At 42.8% G+C, this 24,505-nt stretch carries 18 protein-coding genes; 10 read left to right on the top strand and 8 right to left on the bottom strand.

All coding sequences use genetic code 11. The annotated features are described in order from the left end of the window. Window positions 1-535: 535 nt before the first annotated feature. The 5 genes from A4S05_RS11480 (at window position 536) to A4S05_RS11455 (ending at window position 7,771) form a co-directional block, all read left to right on the top strand. The gene (locus A4S05_RS11480; RefSeq protein WP_069069959.1) at window positions 536-3,073 is read left to right on the top strand and encodes a 3-keto-alpha-glucoside-1,2-lyase-like domain-containing protein; all 2,538 of its coding nucleotides are present in this window, start codon (window positions 536-538) and stop codon (window positions 3,071-3,073) included. A 41-nt stretch (window positions 3,074-3,114) separates the two neighbouring features. Continuing rightward, window positions 3,115-3,399: a hypothetical protein gene (locus tag A4S05_RS11475; RefSeq protein WP_069069958.1), complete on the top strand. Its 285-nt coding sequence runs from the start codon at window positions 3,115-3,117 to the stop codon at window positions 3,397-3,399. Between the two features lie 56 nt (window positions 3,400-3,455). Continuing rightward, the gene (locus A4S05_RS11470) at window positions 3,456-5,408 is read left to right on the top strand and encodes a LysM peptidoglycan-binding domain-containing protein (protein WP_069069957.1); all 1,953 of its coding nucleotides are present in this window, start codon (window positions 3,456-3,458) and stop codon (window positions 5,406-5,408) included. 267 nt (window positions 5,409-5,675) lie between these two features. Next, entirely contained in the window at window positions 5,676-6,137 is a 462-nt protein-coding gene (locus A4S05_RS11465; protein WP_069069956.1) for a hypothetical protein, read from the top strand. Window positions 6,138-6,715: 578 nt separating this feature from the next. After that, the gene (locus A4S05_RS11455) at window positions 6,716-7,771 is read left to right on the top strand and encodes a cyanophycinase (RefSeq protein WP_176726980.1); all 1,056 of its coding nucleotides are present in this window, start codon (window positions 6,716-6,718) and stop codon (window positions 7,769-7,771) included. A gap of 73 nt (window positions 7,772-7,844) precedes the next feature. On the opposite strand, the gene A4S05_RS11450 is transcribed toward A4S05_RS11455, so the two are convergent. Then, window positions 7,845-8,585 (bottom strand): SDR family oxidoreductase, encoded by a 741-nt coding sequence (locus A4S05_RS11450; protein ID WP_069069953.1) that lies wholly within the window; start codon window positions 8,583-8,585, stop codon window positions 7,845-7,847. Between the two features lie 201 nt (window positions 8,586-8,786). On the opposite strand from A4S05_RS11450, the gene A4S05_RS11445 reads away from it, so the two are divergent. Continuing rightward, window positions 8,787-9,743: an aldo/keto reductase gene (locus tag A4S05_RS11445; protein WP_069069952.1), complete on the top strand. Its 957-nt coding sequence runs from the start codon at window positions 8,787-8,789 to the stop codon at window positions 9,741-9,743. A gap of 109 nt (window positions 9,744-9,852) precedes the next feature. Here the strand turns inward: A4S05_RS11445 and A4S05_RS11440 are convergent, their stop codons facing one another. After that, window positions 9,853-10,509, bottom strand: a complete 657-nt coding sequence (locus tag A4S05_RS11440; protein WP_069069951.1) for a class I SAM-dependent methyltransferase — start codon at window positions 10,507-10,509, stop codon at window positions 9,853-9,855. A gap of 710 nt (window positions 10,510-11,219) precedes the next feature. Further along, window positions 11,220-11,480 (bottom strand): hypothetical protein, encoded by a 261-nt coding sequence (locus tag A4S05_RS11435; protein WP_069069950.1) that lies wholly within the window; start codon window positions 11,478-11,480, stop codon window positions 11,220-11,222. A gap of 629 nt (window positions 11,481-12,109) precedes the next feature. Here A4S05_RS11435 and A4S05_RS43220 point away from each other — a divergent pair. Both A4S05_RS43220 and A4S05_RS11425 read left to right on the top strand, forming a co-directional pair. Next, a complete protein-coding gene (locus A4S05_RS43220; RefSeq protein ID WP_069069949.1) occupies window positions 12,110-12,943 on the top strand; it encodes a PEP-CTERM sorting domain-containing protein in 834 nt (277 codons plus the stop codon). 269 nt (window positions 12,944-13,212) lie between these two features. Then, entirely contained in the window at window positions 13,213-15,264 is a 2,052-nt protein-coding gene (locus tag A4S05_RS11425; RefSeq protein WP_069069948.1) for a tetratricopeptide repeat protein, read from the top strand. Window positions 15,265-15,378: 114 nt separating this feature from the next. Here A4S05_RS11425 and A4S05_RS11420 read toward each other — a convergent pair whose 3' ends face one another. After that, entirely contained in the window at window positions 15,379-16,140 is a 762-nt protein-coding gene (locus tag A4S05_RS11420) for a hypothetical protein (RefSeq protein WP_069069947.1), read from the bottom strand. 128 nt (window positions 16,141-16,268) lie between these two features. Then, the gene (locus A4S05_RS11415; protein ID WP_069069969.1) at window positions 16,269-17,801 is read right to left on the bottom strand and encodes a DUF1565 domain-containing protein; all 1,533 of its coding nucleotides are present in this window, start codon (window positions 17,799-17,801) and stop codon (window positions 16,269-16,271) included. Between the two features lie 65 nt (window positions 17,802-17,866). Here A4S05_RS11415 and A4S05_RS41515 point away from each other — a divergent pair, with 65 nt between their 5' ends. After that, entirely contained in the window at window positions 17,867-18,244 is a 378-nt protein-coding gene (locus tag A4S05_RS41515) for a hypothetical protein (protein ID WP_176726979.1), read from the top strand. On the opposite strand, the gene A4S05_RS11410 is transcribed toward A4S05_RS41515, so the two are convergent. Then, window positions 18,237-20,432, bottom strand: a complete 2,196-nt coding sequence (locus A4S05_RS11410) for a GUN4 domain-containing protein (RefSeq protein WP_069069946.1) — start codon at window positions 20,430-20,432, stop codon at window positions 18,237-18,239. The genes A4S05_RS41515 and A4S05_RS11410 overlap by 8 nt on opposite strands. Before the next feature lie 340 nt (window positions 20,433-20,772). On the opposite strand from A4S05_RS11410, the gene pip reads away from it, so the two are divergent. Next, the gene (gene pip / locus A4S05_RS11405) at window positions 20,773-21,720 is read left to right on the top strand and encodes a prolyl aminopeptidase (RefSeq protein ID WP_069069945.1); all 948 of its coding nucleotides are present in this window, start codon (window positions 20,773-20,775) and stop codon (window positions 21,718-21,720) included. 112 nt (window positions 21,721-21,832) lie between these two features. On the opposite strand, the gene A4S05_RS11400 is transcribed toward pip, so the two are convergent. Next, on the bottom strand, window positions 21,833-22,270 hold the full coding sequence (locus A4S05_RS11400) for an NUDIX hydrolase (protein WP_069069944.1): 438 nt from the start codon (window positions 22,268-22,270) through the stop codon (window positions 21,833-21,835). A 394-nt stretch (window positions 22,271-22,664) separates the two neighbouring features. Beyond that, the gene (gene mrdA, locus A4S05_RS11395) at window positions 22,665-24,497 is read right to left on the bottom strand and encodes a penicillin-binding protein 2 (protein ID WP_069069943.1); all 1,833 of its coding nucleotides are present in this window, start codon (window positions 24,495-24,497) and stop codon (window positions 22,665-22,667) included. Between the last annotated feature and the right edge of the window lie 8 nt (window positions 24,498-24,505).

Here is a 24,505-nt window from a genome sequence, read left to right as displayed (position 1 = left end):
TTGAACTTGCATAAATCTTTAATTAAGGGGTGATAGTTTTTCAACGTGCATTGCGTCAGCAAAAAGTGAATAACTAATAACTGATTTAATTCCTTGAGCAGAGTAAATTTAGTGGGGTTACAGATGTGATTTTTTTCAATTACGTCATCATTAAGTAGCTAGGCGCTCCTGATAGGGTAAATAGGAAACAGCGCAATCACAGAAGGATCTGAGAAAGCAGATTACAGCTGATCTGCATAATTATCGTTCTGTCAATTTAAGTCCTCATACCAATTCTTTATGAAGCTGCATAGAATTCGATCCCCCCTAGCCCCCCTTATAAAGGGGGGAATTCAAAGTCCCCCTTTTTAAGGGGGATTTAGGGGGATCAAGATATGTGCAACTTCACATTAAATTGGTATAACTCTCTTGCGGCACTGATTAATAAACAGCCGCATAGTAAACAATCAATGGAAAACTTCAGCCGAATTTAAATGCACAGTAAAAATTGCATTCAAATTTTGTTGAAAACAAATCATGATTAAGGAAAATTGTCATGCCTTTAAATAGACTTTTTGATTCAGGACAGGCTTTACCAATACCTGATGTGCAAAGAACGACTTTTGCATTAGATGCAGTTGCTCGTTTGGTTTGCAATACTTGGGAAGAAATCCTCGCAGCACAAGCAGGTGGCCAATTTGACGCTGTGGTGATTGGCTCAGGGATGTATGGTGCATACACAGCTACCAAGTTGTTTGAGTTTGGTAAGGACTTACCAAACCAACAACCACGCATTCTAGTTTTGGAATCTGGGCCATTCCTGATCAGCGAACATTTTCAAAATCTGACTCGCGTTGGTAACTTATTTAACTCAGTTTTGGAACCACTGGTTGAGCCAAATTCCCAGGGAAGAAATATCAGCGAACCCTCAAACTATGCCGGTGCTAATAGGCTAAATGACCATCACCGTTGTGTGGGTGGCAAATCGCTGTTTTGGGGCGGCTGGACACCGCGCCTGGTCGAAGAGGATCTCAAACAGTGGCCCGCCGAGGTTGTGGAATATCTGCGGCTCAAAGGGCAGCCCGACGGCTATGAATATGTAGAGCGTGAAATCGGCACTTGGCCCGTCGCCGACTTTATCAATGGTGATCTGTTCGATATTCTCAAAGACCGTGCCAAAAACGTGTTGAGCAAAGTGCCGTCACTAACAACAGTGCAAGATCCACCGATCGCAGTGCTAGGTCAATCGCCGGGGTCTGGCTTGTTTAGTATGGACAAGTTTAGCAGCTTACCTCTGCTGCTCGATGCCATCCGCGAAGCCAGTGATCAAAGTGATGCCAAACGACGGCTGTTTCTCGTACCCAACGCCGAAGTAATCAAGTTAGAAACTAGTAACGGCGTCGTCACCCAAATTGTGGTGGCTTTAAAAAATCCGTTTGACCCCAATAACAAGAGCCAAGCTCGTGTCGTGCGTCTGGATGTCAAACCCAGCGCTGCGATCGTGCTGGCAGGCAATACCGTCAACTCAACCCGCCTAGCTTTAAATTCATTCCCACGCCCCAAAGCTTTGCAGCCGAACTCCGAGTTGATCGGGCGGAACTTGATGGTTCACGTTCGTGGCAACTTCATTTGGAAGATCGCCCGCCCCGCCTTGGGTGTCCCGTCAGAACTGGAAAAAGAGTTGCAGACTGCTGCTCTCCACATCCCAGGCTCAACACAAACAACCAAAGGCCCGGGACAATTCCACTTTCAGTTTTATGCTGCCCCGAATGTATTCACCCCAGCCTTTCCTGGTGCCCCCAATAATCCCGAAGAGTTCCTTTACCGGGTGGTGCCGAACATTGAGGAGTTTGAGAAGATTCTCGCCGCTCAAACTACCGGGACGATTGAGAACAAGGTTGTGATCGGCATTCGCACCTGTGGCGAAACCTTTGGCGATCGCACAACCCCAATCGGTAATCCTAATAGTAGTTGGATCAGTGTCAATCCTTTCGGCGGTACTGGCGATGATCTGTACTTTGAGAACGGGCGGGAACTGCGCGTACCTAAAGCATTTGTAAACCTAGTAGAAACACCCGCAGACAAACAAGTTCGAGATGCTCAATCTGAAGCAGCTTTTGCCTTCATTGAGGCATTGGCTGGTCAACCAAAAGGCAGTGCCACCAAAAAAGACCCCAATGCACCGATTGAGTTCTTTAGCGGCGGGGAAGATGGAATAGGTACCACCTATCACGAATCAGGGACATTGTGGATTGGTAACGATTTCACCACATCGGTAACAGATGTAAATGGTCGTTTCCACCACGTATCTAATGCCTATTGCGTAGATCAGTCTATTTTCACTACCGTTGGTTCAGCAAATCCCGTACCCACAGGGCTAACCCTATCCCGTAAAATTGCTCGCTCAATTATTGAACGCTACTCCCAAGTTCAAACTATTGACGACGAACCAGGTTTTGAAACTCTTTATCAAGGTAACTTCAAGGCTGATGGTTGGGAAATTGCAGCATCAGGTAGCCAAAACTTCTTTGATGTCCCAAATCAGAGTGGTGCTGTGCTTGGTGCAGGTGTTGGTAATAAGAATGTCGCCCTGGGTGTTCTCTGGTTTACTCGGAAAAAATTCCAGAATTTCATCCTGAAGTTGGATTGGAAAGCCTTCGACATCGAAGCCAACTCTGGTATTTTCCTGCGAACACCAGAACCCAAGGCTCTTGATAATAGCTTCTATAACTCCAGCACCGAAATCCAAATCGATGAGCGTGGTTACGACTTTCTCAATAACGTTTATGGTAGTCCCTTACACAAAACGGGTGCAGTGTATGAAGTTTTCCCCGCTCAAAAATGGGCTGCTAAAGTTTTAAGTCCGCGCAACTCTGGTAATCAAGAATACTGGAACAGCTATGAAATCAGAGTGCAAGGTAATGAGATTGAGGTCAAACTCAATGGTCAATTAGTTAGTAAAGGAGCCTTCTCGGAACTCTTGAGATTTGCCGATCCCAGCGACGGTAAGAAGAAGCGTTCAGAAGGTTTCATTGGCTTCCAGTGCCATACCGAAGTAGTTCAGTTCCGCAACATTCGGATTAAAGAACTGTAATCCCAAACCAAGAGAAAACCAAAATTAGGAGATCAATAACCATGAGTAACAACATTACAGTGCAGCATGACAAACTAATTGCAAAGTGTGTTGAGGTCGCCTCAACAGCTCTCAGTGAGAACGAAGTCATCTTGGAAATCCGTCGAGCGCAGCCAGATTTCGGCAGGAACTACACAGTTGTTTATAAAGTTTATTTGGCAACTTTGGACGCCAGTGGAATAAATCCAACTAACAAACGCTGTGTGGTAGTTGGCATACCTATTTCCGATATCGAATCAGGAAGTTTACAACCGGACAGAAGTTGTGATTTGGTACAAGACCTCTAAAACGCGATCGCTTAGTAAGCACTGAATCGGAATCTTAATTTTTGAAGGAGTAAACAATGCCACTAGACCTCAATTCCAACAAAGAACCTATTGACCAGGACGACCAACAGTATCAAGATGTTCTTCAAGACTTGCAAGGCAACATTCTCAAATCACATGGAAGAGACAACTCTGTACATATTTTCTTAACTTTTCCCAATCCCAAAGACAATCTGGACAGAATCAGATCGCTTAAGCAATGGATTGCTCAACTTGCAAACAAAGATATTATCTCTACCAAGAAGCAGTTAGATGATGCTGTTGCCTGGAGAAATGAAAAATGTGATGCAGGTGTATTTGTCCACTTCTCTTTATCTTCGTCAGGCTACGCAAAACTAGGTTTACCTAATTCTCAACAGCCGAAAAGTCCCAATCTTCAGAATCGAAAAACACCTGACGAAAAACAACTAAATGATGACTATAGTGATGTCTTCCAAGACGGCATGAAGACGCGACAGTATGCACTTCTAGATCCACCAGTTAGCGCTTGGGAAGGAGGATTTCAGAACGAGATTGATGCATTGGTCATCATAGCGGCCAATTGTTTAGAAGAGGTGAAGAAAAAACAATCAGAAATTACTAACCAGCTTCAAAACATTGCTACTATTGCTACTGTTGAGCCAGGACTCGTAATCCGTCGCAAGTTTGAGAATACTGACGACCTTCATGTTGTTGAGCCTTTTGGCTTCACAGATGGTGTCGGTAACCCGCTCTTTTTTCAGAAAGATGTAGTCGAAGAAGAAGGCAATATTGCCAAAAATCTGTTCAGCGCTCGACTCAATCTTGCCCTGGTTCAAGATCCCTTTGGCACTCAAAATGTTAGCTTTGGTAGTTTTCTTGTCTTTCGCAAACTTGAGCAAAATGTTCAAGGATTTAAAAAAGCCGAAGTTGCCTTGGGTAATGCATTGGGCATCTCTCCTCAGCAAGCTGGAGCGATGGCAGTAGGACGTTTTGAAGATGGTACACCACTTGTCCAATCAGAAAAAGACGGGCAAAAAAACCTAAATGACTTTGACTATAGTAATGATGCTGCTGGATTGAAATGTCCATTCCAAGCGCATCTTCGCACAACTAATCCCCGACTAGAATCGGTGAGTAAAGACGGGCCTTTTGCTAAGAGCAAAGAACAGGAGCTTGGACATCGGATTACACGGCGCGGAGTCACCTATGGTACAGAGATCAGCGACTATAGCAATCTTGATCGACTACCTACAAGTGGTGTTGGGTTGCTATTCATGTGCTACCAATCTGATATTTGGGAACAATTTGAGTTTATTCAGCGGTTCTGGTCTAACAATCCCAGATTCCTTGAACCGGATATGTCCGGGTCGCGCGATGGTGTACCAAATAAAAATTACGACAGAACCGGATTGGATGCAGTTGGCGGTCAAAGCCAACCTGGTCAAAGCGATCCGGTGATTCAAGAAGTGCCACAGCCAGCGCAAAACTGGTTAAAAGAGCGGGATCAACCAACCACAAAATCTGATGTCAAGTTTGCAAACTTCGTAACTCTCAAGGGCGGTGAGTACTTTTTCTCGCCAAGTATCAGTTTTCTGAAGAACTTGCCCAACCTACCTGAAGATTTCACCGCGCCACCACTTCAAGAACCCATACCAAGCAAAACATACGTTGTGCGACAAGGTGACGATTTATCAAAGATAGCTCAGAGAGCTTACGGTGATGAAAGTCTCTTCACGTTAATCTATGAGGCTAATAAAAATGTAATTGGGCCGAACCCTAACTCCCTTTTACTTGGGCAGATACTTTACATTCCAATACTGCCAACAAACAGACCTGAACCTGGGAAAGAATATGTTGTGCTACCAAATGACTATCTCTTTTTGATAGCCGAAAGAGCTTACCGTGATGGCGATAGGTTCAGGGAAATTTACGAGGCTAATCGAGATGTGATTGGGCCCGATCTTACCGTACTCCGGCCTGGGCTGCGAATTCGCATTCCGCAATTATAGGGAACAACACCTAAGAGGTTGTTTGAAAAGTGTTTTGCTGTGACTTTAGGCACTTTAGATCCCCCCTAACCCCTTAAAAAGGGGGGAACCGGAATCAAAGTCCCCCTTTTTAAGTAAGGGGGATTTAGGGGGATCTAAAATTTGTGATGCTGACAATAGGACTTTTCAAACATCCTCTAAAGGCTGCGCCAAAGAAGGCGTTGACTTTAGAGATGCGATGAAGATATTAGGTCAATTTCAATAACTTAAACATTGGACACAACAACAATGGCAAATCTATCTACCTTACCTTCAACAGAAACCCAAACCAACCGCCACTTGAGACTGATCTCTGACAGCGTGGGTGATTTTTTTACTGCTTGTGCTGTGATGGAGCTTGATTGGCAATATACTTTCTTGGGCGGCAGAAGCGGATTTTATTCTGCATCGCCATTACGCATTTCTGTTACGCCAGCGCATCCCGATCTTGTGGATAATATAAAAGTGAAGCTGGTGGAACCTAATCGCCTTACCGGGGCGTTGCATAAGGAAGAGAATGTTACGCTCGATCGCGAAAATGACAAGTACGTTGGGCAAATCAACTGGGATTCAACAACCAACAATCCCTATCAAGAGTTAAGCGTATTATTTGAAAGCAGCGATCGCGATCGCCTCTCTCCTTCTTTGTTGAAAGACCCAATCAGCAAGCGTTTTAATTTCTTAATTTCGTTGCATAGCGAAGGCGTGTAATTCGGTCTAATGATTGGGAATTAGCCACTATTTTTTGGTTAAGGAAAATTATTTGTTGAGGCAAGCAGTTCTTGAGTAGGGGGAGTTTTTCTTTTTTCTCCTCCTACTTCTCCAGTTGATCCGAACCGTATTCAGAGTTACCTTTTTGGTTTTCAATTTTGGATTTCATCTGGTCGAAATTATAGCGGTTATCGCTACAAGCGATCGTAGGGCACAGCATTGCTGTGCCCTCACCGTGTATTGTGATGTATTGCTTCCATTGGAGAAGCGCTATAAAGGACACAAGCAATATGGAGATTTTCGCAGAGTAGTGCAGATAATTCATGATTACTCTGGGTTATGGCGTTAAAAAACAGTACAAGCCCTGTACGCTGGAAATTCTACCCTCTCTAGTGCCAGAGTTAAGCTAATGCGCGTCTAAATTGCATAATTTTCGTTAAGACTGTCATTTGTCATTGAGCATGGGTCATTGGATAACTGATAAATGACTAATGACAAAGGACAAATTTCACGAATAAATAAGCAACTAAAATGCGTCACAGCCTAGCAATAATTGCAGTTTGCTCTAGAAGTTTAGTATGACAAAGGCATTCCCAAGCATAGCAAGGCGCTTGAAAAGTACAGGAATCAAGTTGTTGAAAATGGGAACCTTCCTAATAACCCGTTTTATTGCAAGCTGGAAACGCTACTTCCTGGGTGACACTGTTGATGTCCGCCCCTCCCCCTCTCCCTCTCCTTCATCTGATGTCCGTCCCTCTTTAGGGGGGCCAGTCCTAAGCTTAGGTGGAGGGGGCCCCGATGTCGATGATGCTATCCAGTGGATGATTAACCAAGTTCGGGGAAGTAGCAATTCCAGTACTAAAGTTAATGTTGTAGTTCTCCGCACTAATGGTAATCACGATTACAATCGGCTAATTTCTGCTATGAAGGGTGTAAATTCTGTGGAAACTCTTCTGATTCGCAACAGACAAGAAGCAAACAAAGCCGAGATTTTTGAAAAAGTCAGAAACGCTGATGTGATTTTCTTTGCTGGCGGCGACCAATGTCAATACATCCGCAACTGGAAGGATACCAAGCTTGAGGCTGCTGTTAAGTCAGTTTACCTTAAGGGAGGTGGTGTTGGTGGCACCAGTGCGGGTGCGATGATCCAAAGTGATTGTGTTTATGATGCTTGCGCTTCTTCTGAAAAAGGCATTGAAACTAGAGATGCACTCGAAGATCCCTACCGAGACATTACTTTTACTTACAACTTTTTCAATTGGAGTAATTTGAAGGGAACTATCGTAGATACACACTTCGACAGGCGAGAAAGAATGGGTCGAATTATGGCTTTCATTGCCCGTCAAATTAAGGATGGTGTGTCTAGCAGTGTTTTAGGCATAGCAGTTAGTGAAAGTACATCGGTTCTTGTAGATAAAAACGGTTTGGTGAAAGTTATGGGTAGGGGTGCAGCGTATTTTGTACTTGGCAATCATCAACCGGAAGTTTGTGAACCCCGAACGCCTTTGACCTTTTCTAATTACAAAATTTGGAAAGTTCGTAGTGGCGACACCTTTAACTTGAGAAACAGACCAACCTCTGGGTATTATCTCAGGAGTGTTAAGAGGGGACGGATTGATTCAAATCCTTATTGAAGTTGGGAATTGGGCATGGGGCATNNCCCAATTCCCAATGCCCAATGCCCAATTCCCAATTCCTCTCTACTTTCTACCAGGGAACCACGCCATTCTCATCAAAAAACCCTCCGCTAGAACCATCATCAGGTAAAGTAGCAAGTTTCACTGCTGCGATCGCTCCTTGCTCAACAGTGCGATACCCTTGGTATTGATTAATGTCTGTTGCTGTGAAACCAGGGTCAGCAGCATTAACTTTAATCGGGGTATCCTTAAGTTCAGCAGCCAACAAAACTGTGATCGCATTCACTGCTGTTTTTGATGAGTTATATGCAATCAGCTTAAAATGAACGAACTCATAATTAGGATCAGAGTTTTGAGTCAGAGAACCTAAACCACTTGATAAATTCACTATTCGCCCTGCTGTTGACTTTTTTAAAAGTGGCAGCAGGGCTTTTGTAACTGCAAACACTCCAAATACATTGGTTTCATAAGTTTGTCGCAGTGTTTCAATATCAACTTGACTAGGTGGAAGGCGATCGCTATCAAGCAATATCCCAGCATTGTTTACCAGGATGTCAAGTTTTCCGAATTCGCTCTCGATTTGTTTACTCACAGAATCGATTGTTTTTTGGTCGATGACATCAAGTTGAACTGATCGAGCATCGATCTGGTTTAAACGAAGTTTATTCGCCGCTTCTTCACCACGTCCTATATCTCTTGAACCAACAAGAACAGTAGCACCTCTAGAACCTAATTGGCGTGCAATCTCATGCCCGATACCTTTGTTTGCACCTGTGATCAGCGCAACTTTGCCTTTTAAATCTTCTGACATATTTTGATAAACACTGACAAACGTTACTATCTTTAAGCAACTCTAGTGTATAAATAGTATGTATCAACACAAGATTTAAGATTGCTATAGTACTTGAATTTCGTGTCTGCACCAGTAGTAATTCATACTTAAGATAGCTGCTGAGAAAATATTTCCAGCTTAAACTAGCAATTGATTCAAAGATTCTTGAAGAAAGTAGATATGCAAACTACACAGCTTGGTAATTCAGAGCTTCACATTACCCCAATCGGCTTTGGTGCTTGGGCGATCGGTGGAGGTGGATGGGCTTTTGGTTGGGGAGCGCAGGATGATCAGGAATCTATTGAAGCGATCAATCGCGCTCTCGACCTTGGCGTTAATTGGATTGACACCGCAGCTATCTATGGTCTGGGACATTCTGAGCAGGTTGTTGCTAAGGCACTCAAAGGTCGAGCTAGTCGCCCTTACATTTTCACTAAATGCTCACTGATCTGGGATGAAAAAGGTGAAATGGGTCGCAGCCTGAAGGCGGATTCTGTGCGGCGAGAAGTTGAAGATAGTCTTCGCCGACTCGACATTGAAACCATTGACCTCTACCAAATCCACTGGCCCAACCCTGACTCAGACATCGAAGAAGGTTGGACAACTCTCGCCAAGCTCAAGGATGAAGGTAAGGTTCGCTATATCGGGGTTTCAAACTTTAATGTAGAACAGTTGAAACGTGTCCAGGAAATTGCACCAGTTACCTCATTGCAACCACCTTATTCACTGGTGAAGCGCGATGTCGAGAAGGAAATTCTGCCTTTTTGTAAGGAAAACAACATCGGTGTGATTGTGTATTCACCTATGCAATCTGGCTTGCTTACAGGAAAGATGACACCTGAACGGATTGCCAATTTACCAGATGATGATTGGCGGAAGAAGGGCGATCAGTTTCAGGAGCCACGTCTATCTCGTAATCTGAAGCTAGTCGAGGTGTTGCAGCATATTGGTCAACAACATGATCGCTCGGCCGGTGAAGTGGCGATCGCTTGGACTTTAAACAATCCGGCGGTGACAGCTGCGATCGTGGGCGGACGCAATGCAAAGCAGGTGGAAGGAATCATCGGTGCTGGAGAATTTCGCCTCAATCAGCAGGAACTAGATCAGATTGGCACTTTCCTGCGCGAAAATCCATAAACCAGGAGTCAGGAGTCAGAATTCAGAATACTCCATGCCTTCATGGATGGAGTATTAACAAGGAAAAATATTTTAATTCAATTTAACTCAGTAACCCCAAAAAGTTCTTTTACTTCGTTGCTATGCCGATAATATGAGGACTAATAATCGGCAATTTTGCGTCAAATCGCTCATAATTCACACTAGTAAAACCAGCCTTTTCTAAGGCTATCCAAGTTTCTCTATCTGGATGACAACCATCACCTATCACTTTCCAAATCGGACGAATTGTGCTTTGTAGTTGTCGCAATAAACTTCCTTGAGGTGCGGCGACGTGTTCAATAAATAAGAAGCGTCCACCTGGTTTTAATACTCTTAAAATTGCCTGTAATGTATAATCTATATTCGGCACTGAACACAAAACTAAGGTACTAACAACAGTATCTATAGTGTTATCTTCAGCATCTAGCCATTCAGCATTACCAATGCGAAGGTCGATGTTTAAACCCAGCTTTTCTGCTTGTTTTTGCAGATAAGAATGCATGTGTGGATTTGGCTCAATTCCTATCCAGTGGATATCTTTAGGATAGTAGGGAAGGTTAGGGCCTGTTCCTGGGCCTATTTCTAAAACTTTACCTTGAAGATTGGCAAAAAGAGAACGTTTGCGCTCACTTACAATTTTATCATAGGTGCTGCTACTTTGAGCCATCATCCAGGCAAAAAAGCGCTTACCAAAGTTGGCATAAATCTGTTTTTGTGAATCTCCAATAATTTGGTTTACAGTCATTATCTACTTCCTGATTTTTGAGACTATAAATTGGTCTGCCAAGCAACCATTTATAGCCTCAAGATACGATGTTTTTTGTTTCTTATACCTCACCCATTAGAATCACCTGATCGGGTGATTTTGATAACCTTACACATATAACGACTTATCGCAAGCTACTACAGAAAGAGCAAAAGCACAGAGCTAGAAGTAAAATTTGCCTATATACTTTTTTCAAAGTTGAGTTTTTTCAGATTGATGATTTTAAAAGGTATTTATCATTAATACAATGATAATAAAGAGCATTCCGCAATTGGGAATGCTCTATTTTGGTAAATTCTATTCAGTTGAAGAAGAATTCAGAAGTCAGAATTCAGGAGTCAGAATAAAGACGCGACTCGAAAATACTCGCTACCGCTCCGCTATCGCGGACTCGCTAACGCTTCTCTACGAGATGCTAAAAGCGTAGCTTGCAACTCTTACAGAGTACGCTATCAGTCGGGGATTCAGACCGGCGTAGGAATTGTTGCACCACCAAATTTTTAATTTGGTGGGGGTACAAAAACGCCGATTATTCAGACGCTCGATTACTCGCTCTAAGCGAAGCATCCCGAAGGGTATACGCTGCGCTATCCGCCAGTCATACAGAAAACATTCTGAATTCTGACTCCTGACTCCTGAATTCTATTCAGATAATCTGAATTTAAATTGAAAATTGCTATTTGCTAAAATCAGGCATGGAGATTTGCTTGTTCTTGCAACCAAGGATCTACAGGTTGTCCATCTTTACGACGTAATTCAATCTCCACTACCATGACTTCTTTTGAACCAGGGGGCGCAGGTTTTTGATGAAAAATAATCTCATAATCTAGCGGATTGTGTTTGCGTTCTTTTAACCAATCCTGCACCTTAGTTGTGGCAAATAAGGATTGTCCCTGCTCAAACATTCTGGTAATCTGCATTTGCAGTGTATAGGGATTTATGCGACTCATTTCCTACCGCCTTTGTTAAATAAATTTTAGGTAAAGTAATCTGCTTTTCCTACATAATCTGATGTTAGTTGAAGGATGGCAAGATGCCTACCCTAGTATGAAAAGTGCTGAATTCCTGAGTAAGGTAAAAATCATCTGCACTCAACCAGTACTTACAAGTAGTCGGACACAATTAAATTCATTGGTGGAACTAGGGAACAGGTTACAGGTTAAAGGTTACAGAAAAAAACTTGTGTAATTAATTCTGTCTGATTACTTGTGTCAACACGCTTGGTTTAAGGGTTATTGGTGTAAATAATTGGTCTTTGAAGACACGATAAATCGCGTCTCGACATGAGGCTTTTGGGCTGATATGAACTGTATTGGGTTATATATTCTTTACATTTCTTTGTACTTTTTACTACCAAAGTCTCAAGTTTATCTAACTTAAACCAAATCCCATAAGCCTGAAAGGGTTTCACTAAGGCAGTTTTAGCCCCAAAAAAATTTTTACTCTATCAATAGAAGCATAATTTAAGTATATACACTGTTAAAAATAAGATACCATAAAAGGCTATCCACTTAGATAAAAGGTGTGACACGATGAACTTGTATTAACAAAGTGACTATCACACTAAAGATTCAAAGATATGTTGACAAAAAGTTTTTTGTTGAAATTAGGATGTGTTGTAGCCTTAACAGGATCTATCTTGATGCCAACAACAGCAAAGGCATCTAATATAGGGAACACTGAAACCTTGATAGACTGGGATCAACTCGCCACTGGATGGACAGCACCAAAATCAGGTGAAGTTCGCAGCTTTCAAGCTGGTACAGGAACAGTTGACCTGAAATTTGACCTTGGTTCACAGACTACGTTCGCTAGTTTTGGTGGTAGTGGGTTGACTCCCGCTATTGGTAGCACTCTCAATGGTAGTCAGGGTGCAAACGACAAAAGTTTGCATCTACAAATTAACCCTTCAGCAGTTGGTCTGACAAAGGGGGCTAACTCGATGACTATGACAACTAGCTTCAAAGATTTTAGTAGTCCTCTCACAGATGTTAGCTTCAAGCTGTTTGATGTCGATATTAGCAATAGCAAAACTTGGCAAGATAGGGTGATTTTGAAGGGATTTTTGGGAGATCAAGTTGTTAACGCCATTTTTAATCCAGTTTTAAGTCAAAAAAATACTATCCAGCAAGTCGATGCTTACACTCTTGATGGTATAGGATTTGATTCAGATGCTACTAACGGAGATTTCGGTACTGTGTTAGTGAAGTTTGCTAGTGCCATTGATCGTTTTGAGTTGGTCTTTACCGATGGCGATGATATCGGTACTAGAAATCCAGATAGCCACGGTATCGGTATTGGCGATATCAAATACACCGCATCTAGCCAAAGTGTTCCAGAACCCGCTTCTATATTAGGTTTATTGGCATTTGGTACTTTTGGGGTTAGTTCAGTCCTGAAGCGCAAACGATAAAATCCTCAATCATGATTGTGTTGTAAATGAATTTATTTGTAGGGTAGGCAATATGCCTACCCTTTATAGTTATTAGGCAATACGGTTTGCTTAAAGGGGAAGGGGGAATAAAAAACCTTAAACCCAAACCCAGTAACCTTTTCCCAAAGGTAATTCTGAGTTCAAAATGCTTATCCGAACCGTATTGAGTTATTAACTACTGAATTTTGTTATAGATTGGAGAGAGGCACGCCGCTTCAAAAACTGACCAAGAGACTGAGATGGTTGTTATGAAGAGCAAAAATCAAGCTATTTTCGCTTTAATTGTAAAAAGCACTATTGTTTTTTTCCCTTTAGTGCTAAATGCTACTATTGCCAGTGGACAATCTGCACCATCACCTTCCCCAGCACTAACTCCCACTCCAGTCTTATCGAATCAGGAACGGGAAGAATTGACGCGACTACGAGCCGAAAAGCAAGTTCAATCTGATTTAAAGAGGGCTTTTAGCCGTACCACTATTCTAATTAATATCTGGCTAGTTATATTAAGTCTATTTCCAGTCGCAATCATTGCTTTATTTTGGCTTCTGCGAAGGGCGGTAATCCGTGAAATTGTTGATAGAGCAATGCAACAAATGCAGGGAATGGAAAATTTGCAAAATCAGCTAATTACTGTTAAGCAAGAGGCTGAAAATGTTATTCAAGAAGCTAAAAAAATAAATTATGAATTAGAACAGGAAACGGTCGCTTTACAACAAAAAATTAAAAATGAACAAGAAGAAAATGTATCTATCCTTACTTCTGAGCTAGCTTTAGCTAAAGCACAGGTATTAAGTAGATTAGAAACTGAACTCAAAAAATCTCAAGAAAATATAGAAATTTTAGAGTCAAAATTTGCTTCGACGCTATCTAAGTTAGAGTTTGATGCTCAACAACAAAGAGATATTGCACTGGAGAATTTAGGAAAATTAGCATCTGTGATGGCAGCGGAATTGTCTAATTTAAAGTTAGGCGTGCAACAGAAGCAAGAATTAGCGGTTGCTGATTTAGAAGTATCAAGGTCTGAATTCACATCTCAACTTTCTGGATGGCAGTCTGATGCTCAAAAGCAAAAGGATATAGCTATTGAAAGTTTAACAAAATTGCAATCTGAATTTGCAGAACAACTATCAAAATTACAGGTAGAGGCTCAAAAACAAAAAGATATCACATTTGAAAGTTTAGATAGAGAATTGAAGTTTCAATTATCTGAATTACAGGTAGATGCTCAGGAGCAAAAAAATAAAGTTGTTGAGAGTTTAGCAGCATTGCAGTCAGAATTTGCTGAACAGCTATCGGAATTACAAGTAGATGCTCAAAAACGCAAAGAGCTAATTATTGAGAATTTAGAGAAATCTGGTTCTGAGTTTAGTTCGCAATTCTCAGAATTACAATGGAATGCTCAACAACAAAAGATTCTCATTTTGGAGAAGTTAGAAAGATTAGAAACTGAGTTTGTCTCTCAACTCTCTGAGTTACAATTGGATGCTCAAGAAAGAAAGGATCTCATCCTTCAAGAATTAACTGAAATTACACCTGAATCTACCACGGAAGTAGTTAATTCTGAAGTTGAGGAAGAGATACAGGAACAGCCACAACAAACCGAATTAACTGCTGATGAGTATGTAAAAGAGGGAGATGCGCTGTTTTCTAAGAGGCGCTATGAAGATGCGATCGCAGCTTACAACCAAGCGGTTAAAATCCAAGCTGATGAACCTCTGGCTTGGTTAAAACGAGGTCTAACTCTGGGAAGGTTGAAACGCTACAAAGATGCGATCGCTTCCTATGATAGAGCGATTCAGATTCAGCCAGATTATCATCAAGCTTGGTGCGATCGCGGCGTTGCTTTTGGGAACTTACAACAGCATCAGCAAGCCTTTGCTTCATTTGACAAAGCTACACAAATCAAGCCTGATGATGCAGTCGCTTGGTTAAATCGCGGCCTTTCCCTAGTAGCATTAGAACAATATGAAGAGGCAATAGCATCTTTGGATAAAGCTTTAGAATTCCAACCCAATTCTCCCAAAATCTGGGATAAACGCGGTTATACTTTGGTGAGATTGGGACGCGATGATGAAGCGATCGCTAGTTTTAACAAAGCCTTAGAAATTAATTCAGATTACGCCAGTGCCCATTACAACAAAGCAGCCTGTTACGCACTGCAAAGACAAGTTGAACTATCTCTGCTATCTCTCCAACAAGCAATTGAACTTAATCCCAGGTATAAAGAAGACGCAACAACTGACCTAGATTTTGATGATATTGCCGATGATGAGCGCTTTAAGGAGTTAATTACAGCCTAAAAACCTAAAAGGCATTGGGCATTGGGCATTGGGCATTGGGCATTGGGCATTAGTTATCCTACTCTTGCTTCCCTACTTCCCCTACTTCCCCTGCTCCCCCTGCTCATCTTCTCCCTACTCCCCACTCCTCACACTTCCATTCTGTTCGGCAGACATCGCTTTGAGTTTAGATGTAAAAGAGTCAGAGCGATCGCTTTTTTCTGGAGTAAATTGCCCGATAGGAGCATGAATAGCAGCAGGTGGCAGCAGTTTTGGCTGTCGTTGATGATGGCTTGGTGATGGGGAAGGCGGTGGACTTTCTTGTGAAGTTTGCCTTTGGCTGACAGCAGATAATCGCTCAAGGGTTGCCGAAGAGGCAAATTTCCCAGAAAGCGGAGACTTCAAGACAGTTTTATGATCTCTATCTTCCTGCTTCTGTTCTTCCTCACTCAAAGATGTCTTTGGTTCAGAACTTTTGAGTTGTAGGGTTGCAGTATTGCTGTATTGATAGCCATTGCCAATCTTCGCTGGTGGTAATTGAGGACTCGTCATTCTCTCGACAGTGGGGTTTTTCTTGGCTAGCGGTAAGGCTGGTACAGGTGACGAGGTTAAGCTTTGGGGAAACTTGCTACAAATCATCCGTTCAAATTCCATGTTGAAATGATATGTAGCCTGATCCCGACGCTGCCAAAATACTAAGATTTGCTGCACGGAAACCGCTTTATAACGACCTTGATAGAGTGCCTCAATCACTGCCAGGTGTAGCCAATTCAGCGGGTATTGCGTTTGCCAACGCTCAACTAGCTCATTGGCAGTATACCCACTGAGATCGAAACTATAGTTAATTAATAAGGCGATCGCCAAGTTGGCAGAGGTGTCTGGAAGTGTTGTTAACATGGGGCTATTAGCTTTAGGCAATAGGTCTAAGATTGGTCACCCATCGCATATTAGCCTAACGTGCTTTTAACTACATGGTTTTTTTCCAATAGTTACAAGCCGATAAGCAGTGTTTCCTATTCTACTTGTCAACTTCTAGAATGCAACCCTACATAGACTGATTTAATCGCAGGCGCTCGTCCAATGGCTACTAATGCCTGATAAACCATTGCTGCGACTTCGGCACGTGTTGCCGGACGTGAAGGTGCAAGTAGCTGGGGATCTGGGTAATTAACGATGATTTTTTGTTGTGTAGCAGTCGCAACGGCTTTGCGGGCGTATTCGGAAATGGTATGACGATCGCTATATAGTTCTAAAACATCGCTATCAACAGCTGGTAGTCCTAGTCCGTTTACCAGGGAGACAATCACTTGTAGCCGCTGCACATTTTGATTGGGGCGGAAAGTGCGATCGCTAAATCCGCCAACAAAGCCACCGCTAGCTGCGATTTGGATCGCGCTATAAGCCCAAAAATCCTTGGGTACGTCGGTAAAATCAGGGGCCGGGATTTTGGGAAATGGGTTAAAAGCGATCGCTACTAGAACTGCATATTGGGCGCGAGTCATAGGTTTATCTGGCTGGTAGCTACCATCAGCAAAAGCATGAGTTAAATCCATCCTCACTAATGCCTGAATAAATGGTTCTGCCCAATGTCCATCTAGTTGGGGAAAGGCGGGGAGTTTTTCAGATGGGGATTCTGTTGGGGCGTTAGAGGAACTAGTGCTAACCGCTACTTTATTGCTTGGGAGCAATTCGACTAAGCCCTTGACTAGAGAAGGATTTAATTGATTACCTACGGAAATAAGCTTTTGGGTAGTAGCATTTTTTAAATCAAATTCACTATTATCACGAAAAATATTATCAGCGGGATCTTGGGTATTACCTAAATCGGGGACTGCATGGCCATTGACTAATAGACCACCTTGGGTATTTTTGGCAATGAGATTTTGACGCAGCACAGGTTGGGCATTGCGAGAAAGTGCGATCGCCGTGCGATTTTCTGATAATTTATTATTTGCGATCGCCGGAGCGGCAAAGTCACTAATTGCTATGCCTAAACGGTTTCTTTGAAATACATTCCCCAGTACTTCTCCCTGGCTATGACCTGCCATCACTAACCCACTAGCAGTATTTTGCACAAATATGTTATCTAAAATTGCGGGTTTGGCAGTGCCAGTGGTAAACACACCTTCCCGCCCACAGCTGCTCAAAGTATTGTTAGCTAAAGTAGGTGCAGCCGATTCAATCCAGATACCAGTACCTTTGAGTGAAGGATTGGTAACAGTAACACCTAAAAGACTGGCATTATCTACCAAGAGCAGCGTAATATTTTGTATACCAAAGCTGGGACTTTGATACTCGCCACTCCCAGAAATTAAAATCCCTGCACCTTTGTTCGCTTCGTTACCCACCACTTTCGCCCCTTCAGGGATAATCAGTGGGAACACCTCACCACTAACGGCGCTGTAAGTCCCCGATTCCAGATGAATTATCGTCGGGATTTTGGTTACTTTTAAGGCACGGCTGAGGCTTTTAAACGGACTCAACCGTGAACCTGTATTGGTATCATTCCCCGTCATAGGGTTGACATAGAGTGTGACAACGAGGGTAGAGTTCACCATTGATAGTTGAGAGTCAATTGTTTTAATTATGACAATCATAAATAACACTACTTGTAGCAAACTTTTTGAAAGTAGTATCTTTGTGTGTAGAAAATATATCCACGTTACTTTTTATTGCAAGCGGATCGTGTGTACACACAAGTTATAGACTCTCACGCAACATTCCAGGTTCTCGCCTCGAAGTTCCGAGTTTTGAGGGTGATAACTGGGGATTGGGGCATGGGGCATTGGGCATGGGGCATGGGGGCAGAGGAGTGGAGTTCAAAGACTTGTCGGCGAGTATTAAAGACTCATTCACGAGTATCAAAGACTTGTCGGCGATTATTAAAGACTCATCTCCTATTCCCAATGCCCAATGCCCCATGCTCAATGCCCCATGCCCAATGCCCAATGCCCCATGCCCAATGCCCAATGCCCAATGCCCCATCCCCAAGCTTATTTAATTTGACAAGTCTCAATGCGAGAGAATAAAGCAACACATAATCGCCACCAAGAAGCTGTGGCGATCGCACTATGCCATTCCCAAACACCTAATAGCTTTAACCGCCAAACCTGCTCAAAAAAACCAAAGTATGGTAACTGCCCATTGGGAGCATCTTCTTCCACAATTAAGTTACTATAATCAATCCAGGAATCTTTTAAACGCCACCCAGCGCGATTGGCAAAATCAATACAAGTTTGGGAAGCAGCAACATTACCATTACCAATTATCAAAGCTAGTACAGGATCGCTGGCAGAAACATCTCGAATACTCTCCCAAATCCGCTTCTGGACGCTGAAACCGAAGCGTCCATGACTATACTTAACCCAGAGAGTATCAATAGTACATAAGTCGATGCAGGGAAAGTTTTCTACACTTTCTAAATCAAGATAGCGTTTTTCTTCTCTACCAGCTATCCTCAATATGAGAGTTGTAGTTTCCTGATCCGCCTCTAACCATCTCCCAGCTTTAAGTAAATCCCGCAATTGAGTGTAATCTATCCCCACAGATGAACTCAAATCATCTATATCTTCAGTTTTTTGTTCAGAGCGATCGCCCGAAAACAAAGTTTTTCCTGGTAAGACTTCAATCACACCTTGAGAACCAAATAACCAGAAATATAATTCGATATCGGTGCGTGATAATTCTACTTGTAATTGTGTAATCCAAGCTGCTGCGGTGAGTCCAGATGCTTGAATAGCAACATTGAGGGTATCTACCAAGGAAGAAGCAAATCTTTCACCCTCTGGAGGTGGAGCAGCAGCAGCAATTAAACATTGTTCAGAGTCGAGTCCCAATTGCAATTCTTCCACCCAATCGCGTAGAGATGCACATGTGTGCATTCCCACAGGGCAATCCAGGATGATAATTTGTTGCGATCGACATCGGCGCAACTGTTTTCTCAACCAGGAACGATTCAGTACAACATTATCAGAAAGTACTAATACTGCTTCTCCTTGTTCAGTTTCTTGAATCTGCCCTCGCAAGTATAAAAATACAGTTGCGGTTTCTTCTATAGAATTGCTGCTAGTGGGTGATTCGGAAAAAGATTCAGCTAACAAACATTTTTGAATCGCTTTGCGGACATCCGAAGCAGGGTTTTTTTCGCTAATAGTCCAATAATTTACCTCAAAGCCACCATATGTACTGAGTATTTTACCCAAAGCCAAAGCACTCTTGCTCTTAGGAAGTCCCTCTATAACTAACGCCTGTCGTGGATATCGTGGGGACACTGTTTTGTCTGGTTTGAGTCCTAAAATCACTTCTCCGATTCCTTCGACAATTCGCTTCGGCGTTTGAGATGGATATTCTGGATGAATTTGGTTTTCGCCGCGACCTTTTTTTAGCTGATTAATCACCCGTAGTTGCTGATTAGCTTTATCTATATATGCGAGAGTTTGGTGATAAACATAACGATAAAGTCCATCCGCTTCGATAATGCCTTGGGAATCAGCCGCTTCTCCCCGCAGTCCCCGAATTAAGTAATAGGTGAATACTCCATGTTTTAATTGCGGAAATTCCCAAGATTGTTGCCCTTGATCGCAAGATAGTAAGGCATAAAATCCTTTTCTCTTAGCAGCGCGTTGTCGCAGAACTTCCACTAATTCTTGTGTGGGGTTGAGTTGCGGATCTATTGGTGTTTCTCCCCTAGCACCCAATAAGGTCATGCTACCGCTATGACAAGCATCCAGCCACACAAGTTGCTGCTGGGCGGCACAATTTTCCAATAATTGCAATAACTCTTGCAACTTCAAACCAGTTTCTATTAAGTTGTCTTTTTGAGTATCTTTGAGACACAATACCACCTGCTGACTCGATGGCTCTAGCATCCCATGTCCAGAAAAATAAAACAGAACGGTGTCAATAGATTTAGTGGCAGATGCTACTTGTTTGAGACTGGTACGGACATCTTCTAATAAGGGCTGCTGATGAGCAAAATCGTTGTGAATCTTCACATCCCTTTGCGGAAATCCTTGAGTTGCAGCATTTAATGCTTCTCCTAAACCTTGGCAATCTAATGCTGAGTAACGCAAGCAGGGTATTTGCTCATCCTGATATTGGTTAACTCCCACCAATATGAGCCAAAGCTTTGCCAAGCCGATTTCTAAGGCATGAGTTGAGTGACTAGTACGAACACCGACTGGACACATCTGTTAAAATTCCTTGATAGGAGGAGTACGGTAGCTTTTATATAAATAGTATTCAATCGTACTGACATGAATTACTGAAGTTGTTTCACAAAGCTAGCGATCGCTATGACAACATTACTGATAAAGAAGGAGTCAGAATTCAGAATTCAGAAAACTCTACCCATAAAGGGATAGAGTTTTAAGGCGAGTACGCCCAGCAGGGACGAGCTTTTAGCCAATATTCAGACGCGACTCGAAAATACTCGCTTGCCGCCGACGCTATCACCCACTCGTACAAAATTCATACTGAATTCTGACTCCTGAATTCTGAATTCTGAATTCTTCTGATAAAATATCGAAAATGCGAGAACTTTACCCAGCGATCGAGCCTTACTTAGAAGGTAGTTTACAGGTTTCTGACCTTCATACCATTCATTTTGAAGAGTCAGGTAACCCCCAAGGTCAACCCATCGTTGTGCTGCATGGCGGCCCTGGTGGTGGATGTCCAGCTTTTTATCGGCAATATTTCCACCCAGAAAAATGGCGGATAGTGATGTTTGACCAGCGCGGTTGCGGTCAAAGTACGCCCCATGCTGAATTACGAGAAAACACCACTTGGGATTTAGTCAGTGATATCGAAAAACTGCGCCAACATTTAGGTATAGAAAAGTGGGCGGTCTTCGGTGGAAGTTGGGGTAGTACTTTATCATTAGCCTACAGTCAAACCCATCCCTCTCGATGCACGGGGCTAATTCTCCGTGGGATCTTCATGCTGAGGCAAAAAGAGTTGCGATGGTTCTACCAAGAGGGTGCTAGCTATATTTTTCCTGATGCTTGGGAAGAATATCTCAAACCGATTCCCATAGATGAACGTGATGATCTGATCGCAGCATATTACAAGCAGTTGACCAGTCCAGACTTAGAAATTCAATTAACAGCAGCGCGTGCTTGGTCAATTTGGGAAGGTAGTACAAGTAGACTTTTCTTAGACCCAGAACTTATGCAAAAATTTGGCGAGAGTGAATTTGCTTCAGCTTTCGCCCGCATTGAATGCCATTACTTTATGAATAAGGGATTTTTAGAAACCGAAGATCAATTAATCTTAAATATAGACCGTATCCGCCATATTCCGGCTGTAATTGTTCAGGGACGTTATGATGTAGTCTGCCCAATGATATCAGCTTGGGAATTACATCGCGCTTGGCCAGAAGCCGAATTTATTGTGGTTCCTGATGCCGGACATTCGATGAGTGAACCAGGAATTCGTAGTGCTTTGATTCAAGCAACAGATAATATTAGCAATTCATAATTACTTATGAGGCTATCTACGAGATGATGTGTGTAGTTTGCTTCCTATGCTATTACTTTAATTACGAATTACGTTAGCGCAGCGGTAGCGAGTCTGCCAGCGTTATTAGTAATTATTGTTGAAATGCACAAAAGTATGATTTGACCTGGAAAAAACCTTTCAGGATTCGTTTGAGTGAATTAAACTTAACCCGCCTGATAGCTTTATTCACTTCTACCCACTGCCGTTTTCTTTTACTTGCTTCTGGATAATCTTCACTCAGCATCTCGACTGGTAACAAATACATCTTGACTCGGTAAATTTTGCCTCGTTTGCGGTACTTATAAGTGCCCAGTTCATTGGCGTTTACTTGCCCAATCACACCAGCTTCTTCCCACGCCTCTTTGGCTGCTGAAGCAGGGGGACTCATGCCATTAGGAATATCTCCTTTTGGAATAACCCAGTGTTGAAAGTTACGGGTCGTAATTAGCAAGATTTCAATTTTGCCATTGTTCACTCTATAAGGAATTACGCCAGACTGTTTAAACACTTTGCTGACTTTTCGACTCATGTAATTTGCATCCTGTACGGTCTAGCTTTTTTGTACAATGTCTACTTCAAAAAGTCTAGAGCTGATACCGGATAAATTTTGGTTAATTTTTGGTTATGAAAAGATTAAAATTTGGTTTTTTAACCATAAGAGTTAATTATTGAAAGTTTTTGATTGTTGAAGTAGAGGCGCACAGATATCATTGGTGTCAACTTAAGCTAGAAATAACTTTGCTGCGGTCTTCATAACCCGCCAGAGAATTCATTCTCTGGCTCATAGCTAAAGTCTACTGAAGTAGAGTGAATATTTTTGGGGATATCTANNCGGGACATAGTTTTTGCGTTAATGACCAATGACCAATGACTAATGACCAATGACTCGAAATCCCCCGGCTTCAAACCAGGGGATAAGTTAATCAACTCCGACGGCTGTTTACTATATTCTCAGGCACTGGTTTCTGATACTTCCCCGGATACTTGCGCTGAAAATATTCCTCCATAATTTGTAAAATCATGGGCGCAGCAATGCTACCACCTCCACCGCCGGAATGTTCAGCAAATGCCACAATCAGAATTTCGGGCTGTTCAGCCGGTGCATAGGCTCCAAACCAAGCATGATTTTGCTTAACACGACCCTTCCAGGCTTCGGCGGTACCACTTTTACCCGCGACTGGGGGAATTGTTGGCTGCTGCAAAACTTTACCCGTACCTTCGGATACTACTTTCCGTAGTCCCTGACGGAGAACACTTATGGTTGTAGGCTTCATATTTAAAGATTCTCGCCAGCTTTTTGCTTCTTCGTTGTCTTTAAGCAAATGCGGCTGGACTCGGTAGCCACCATTAGCAGGTACGGCAAACATGATGGCGACTTGCAGAGGTGTAGTTAGTAAAGCACCTTGACCAATTGACATATTAATGCTGTCGCCTACAGTCCAAGGTATCTTCCAAGCTTTCTGCTTCCATTTCTCATCTGGTACTAAACCTTCTGCTTCTTCGTTGGCAAACTCAAAGCCAGTTGTTTTACCAAATCCATACTTGCGAGTCCATTCAATTAAAGTTGGGCCGCCAACTCCCCGACCAATTTGATAGAAGAAGGTATCACTACTCCACTGTAATGCTCCGACAAAACCCAATGGCCCGAATCCGGCGTGATTCCATTCACCAAATCGGGTACCGCCAAAAGTTAAGGAACCGTAGGTTTGCAGGACTGTGTTAGGAGAAAATTTACCTGATTCTAACCCGGCTGTGGTGGTGACAATTTTGAAGGTGCTAGCGGGGGGAAAGGCGCTGAGGGCGCGATTCACCAAAGGATGATCAGCACCTTGGACAAATTCCCAATCTTTTTGGGTGAGTTTCTGCTTGGAGAAAATATTTGGGTCAAAGGTGGGATGAGATACCATTGCTAAAACCGCACCGTTCTTGGGGTCAAGGGCCACGATCGCACCGTCGCGATCGCCCAAAGCTTTTTCTGCTGTCTTTTGCATATCTAAATCTATAGTTAGGTGCAAATCGTTACCAGATTTTGCCTGTTTCTCCCCCAAAACCCGGAGCGGCCGACCTGCACCATCCACTTCTACCTGCTGACCACCCCATTCACCCCGCAGACTTTTTTCATAAGCTTTTTCGGCTCCCATTTGACCAATCACATCACCCAATCTGTAGCCTTCCTGCTTCTTTTGTTTTAACTGCTCGGCGGTAAGTTCTCGCGTATAGCCTAATACATGTGCTAATTGTTTGCCGTGGGGATAGTAGCGAACCGCTTCTGTAGAAATTTCTACGTCTTGGAGTTCGGCTTGATACTCCTTCAATGCTGTGATTTGCGCTTCGTTCAAGTCACGAGCGACCCGAATCAGTGAAGAAGAGTTAGCACCGGCCTCTTCTAATTTCTTTTCCATCTCTTCTTGAGGAACATCGAGAATTTCAGATAGACGTGATCCCACAACCGACCATGCTGGCTTGGTATGTGCCATCGGCCACAAATATACAGAGCGAGGATAGCGAGTACTGGCTAAAAGTTTGCCATTGCGGTCAAAGATATTGCCTCGTTCTGGTTGTTTGGGGATCATCCGAATTCGATTGGACTCGGCTCGTTTTCGGTGGCTTGCTCCTTCAGTAATTTGCAAATATGCCAAACGAACACTGATCCCAGTGATCATCAGTAGAGTAAATATAATTAAAAATATCGGCTGTAAACCACGTCCAACAGTACGTGTATCTTTTTTGCTACCAATTGATGGGAATAAAGACATAAATAATT

The organism is Nostoc sp. KVJ20, assembly GCF_001712795.1.
Taxonomy (GTDB): Bacteria; Cyanobacteriota; Cyanobacteriia; order Cyanobacteriales; family Nostocaceae; genus Nostoc.
Note: the sequence above shows the minus strand (reverse complement) of the source record. Positions and strands in the feature narration are given on the sequence as shown.

What these genes read in the sequence shown, in the direction of transcription:
- A4S05_RS11445 (WP_069069952.1), top strand. Translation starts at nt 8,787, where the DNA reads ATGCAAACTACACAGCTTGGTAATTCAGAGCTTCACATTACCCCAATC.
- A4S05_RS43220 (WP_069069949.1), top strand. Translation starts at nt 12,110, where the DNA reads ATGTTGACAAAAAGTTTTTTGTTGAAATTAGGATGTGTTGTAGCCTTA.
- A4S05_RS11400 (WP_069069944.1), bottom strand. Translation starts at nt 22,270, where the DNA reads ATGAGTCGAAAAGTCAGCAAAGTGTTTAAACAGTCTGGCGTAATTCCT.
- A4S05_RS11435 (WP_069069950.1), bottom strand. Translation starts at nt 11,480, where the DNA reads ATGAGTCGCATAAATCCCTATACACTGCAAATGCAGATTACCAGAATG.
- A4S05_RS11420 (WP_069069947.1), bottom strand. Translation starts at nt 16,140, where the DNA reads ATGTTAACAACACTTCCAGACACCTCTGCCAACTTGGCGATCGCCTTA.
- A4S05_RS11450 (WP_069069953.1), bottom strand. Translation starts at nt 8,585, where the DNA reads ATGTCAGAAGATTTAAAAGGCAAAGTTGCGCTGATCACAGGTGCAAAC.
- A4S05_RS11455 (WP_176726980.1), top strand. Translation starts at nt 6,716, where the DNA reads ATGACAAAGGCATTCCCAAGCATAGCAAGGCGCTTGAAAAGTACAGGA.
- pip (WP_069069945.1), top strand. Translation starts at nt 20,773, where the DNA reads ATGCGAGAACTTTACCCAGCGATCGAGCCTTACTTAGAAGGTAGTTTA.
- A4S05_RS11480 (WP_069069959.1), top strand. Translation starts at nt 536, where the DNA reads ATGCCTTTAAATAGACTTTTTGATTCAGGACAGGCTTTACCAATACCT.
- A4S05_RS11440 (WP_069069951.1), bottom strand. Translation starts at nt 10,509, where the DNA reads ATGACTGTAAACCAAATTATTGGAGATTCACAAAAACAGATTTATGCC.
- A4S05_RS11425 (WP_069069948.1), top strand. Translation starts at nt 13,213, where the DNA reads ATGAAGAGCAAAAATCAAGCTATTTTCGCTTTAATTGTAAAAAGCACT.
- mrdA (WP_069069943.1), bottom strand. Translation starts at nt 24,497, where the DNA reads ATGTCTTTATTCCCATCAATTGGTAGCAAAAAAGATACACGTACTGTT.
- A4S05_RS11475 (WP_069069958.1), top strand. Translation starts at nt 3,115, where the DNA reads ATGAGTAACAACATTACAGTGCAGCATGACAAACTAATTGCAAAGTGT.
- A4S05_RS11410 (WP_069069946.1), bottom strand. Translation starts at nt 20,432, where the DNA reads ATGTGTCCAGTCGGTGTTCGTACTAGTCACTCAACTCATGCCTTAGAA.
- A4S05_RS11415 (WP_069069969.1), bottom strand. Translation starts at nt 17,801, where the DNA reads ATGGTGAACTCTACCCTCGTTGTCACACTCTATGTCAACCCTATGACG.
- A4S05_RS11465 (WP_069069956.1), top strand. Translation starts at nt 5,676, where the DNA reads ATGGCAAATCTATCTACCTTACCTTCAACAGAAACCCAAACCAACCGC.
- A4S05_RS11470 (WP_069069957.1), top strand. Translation starts at nt 3,456, where the DNA reads ATGCCACTAGACCTCAATTCCAACAAAGAACCTATTGACCAGGACGAC.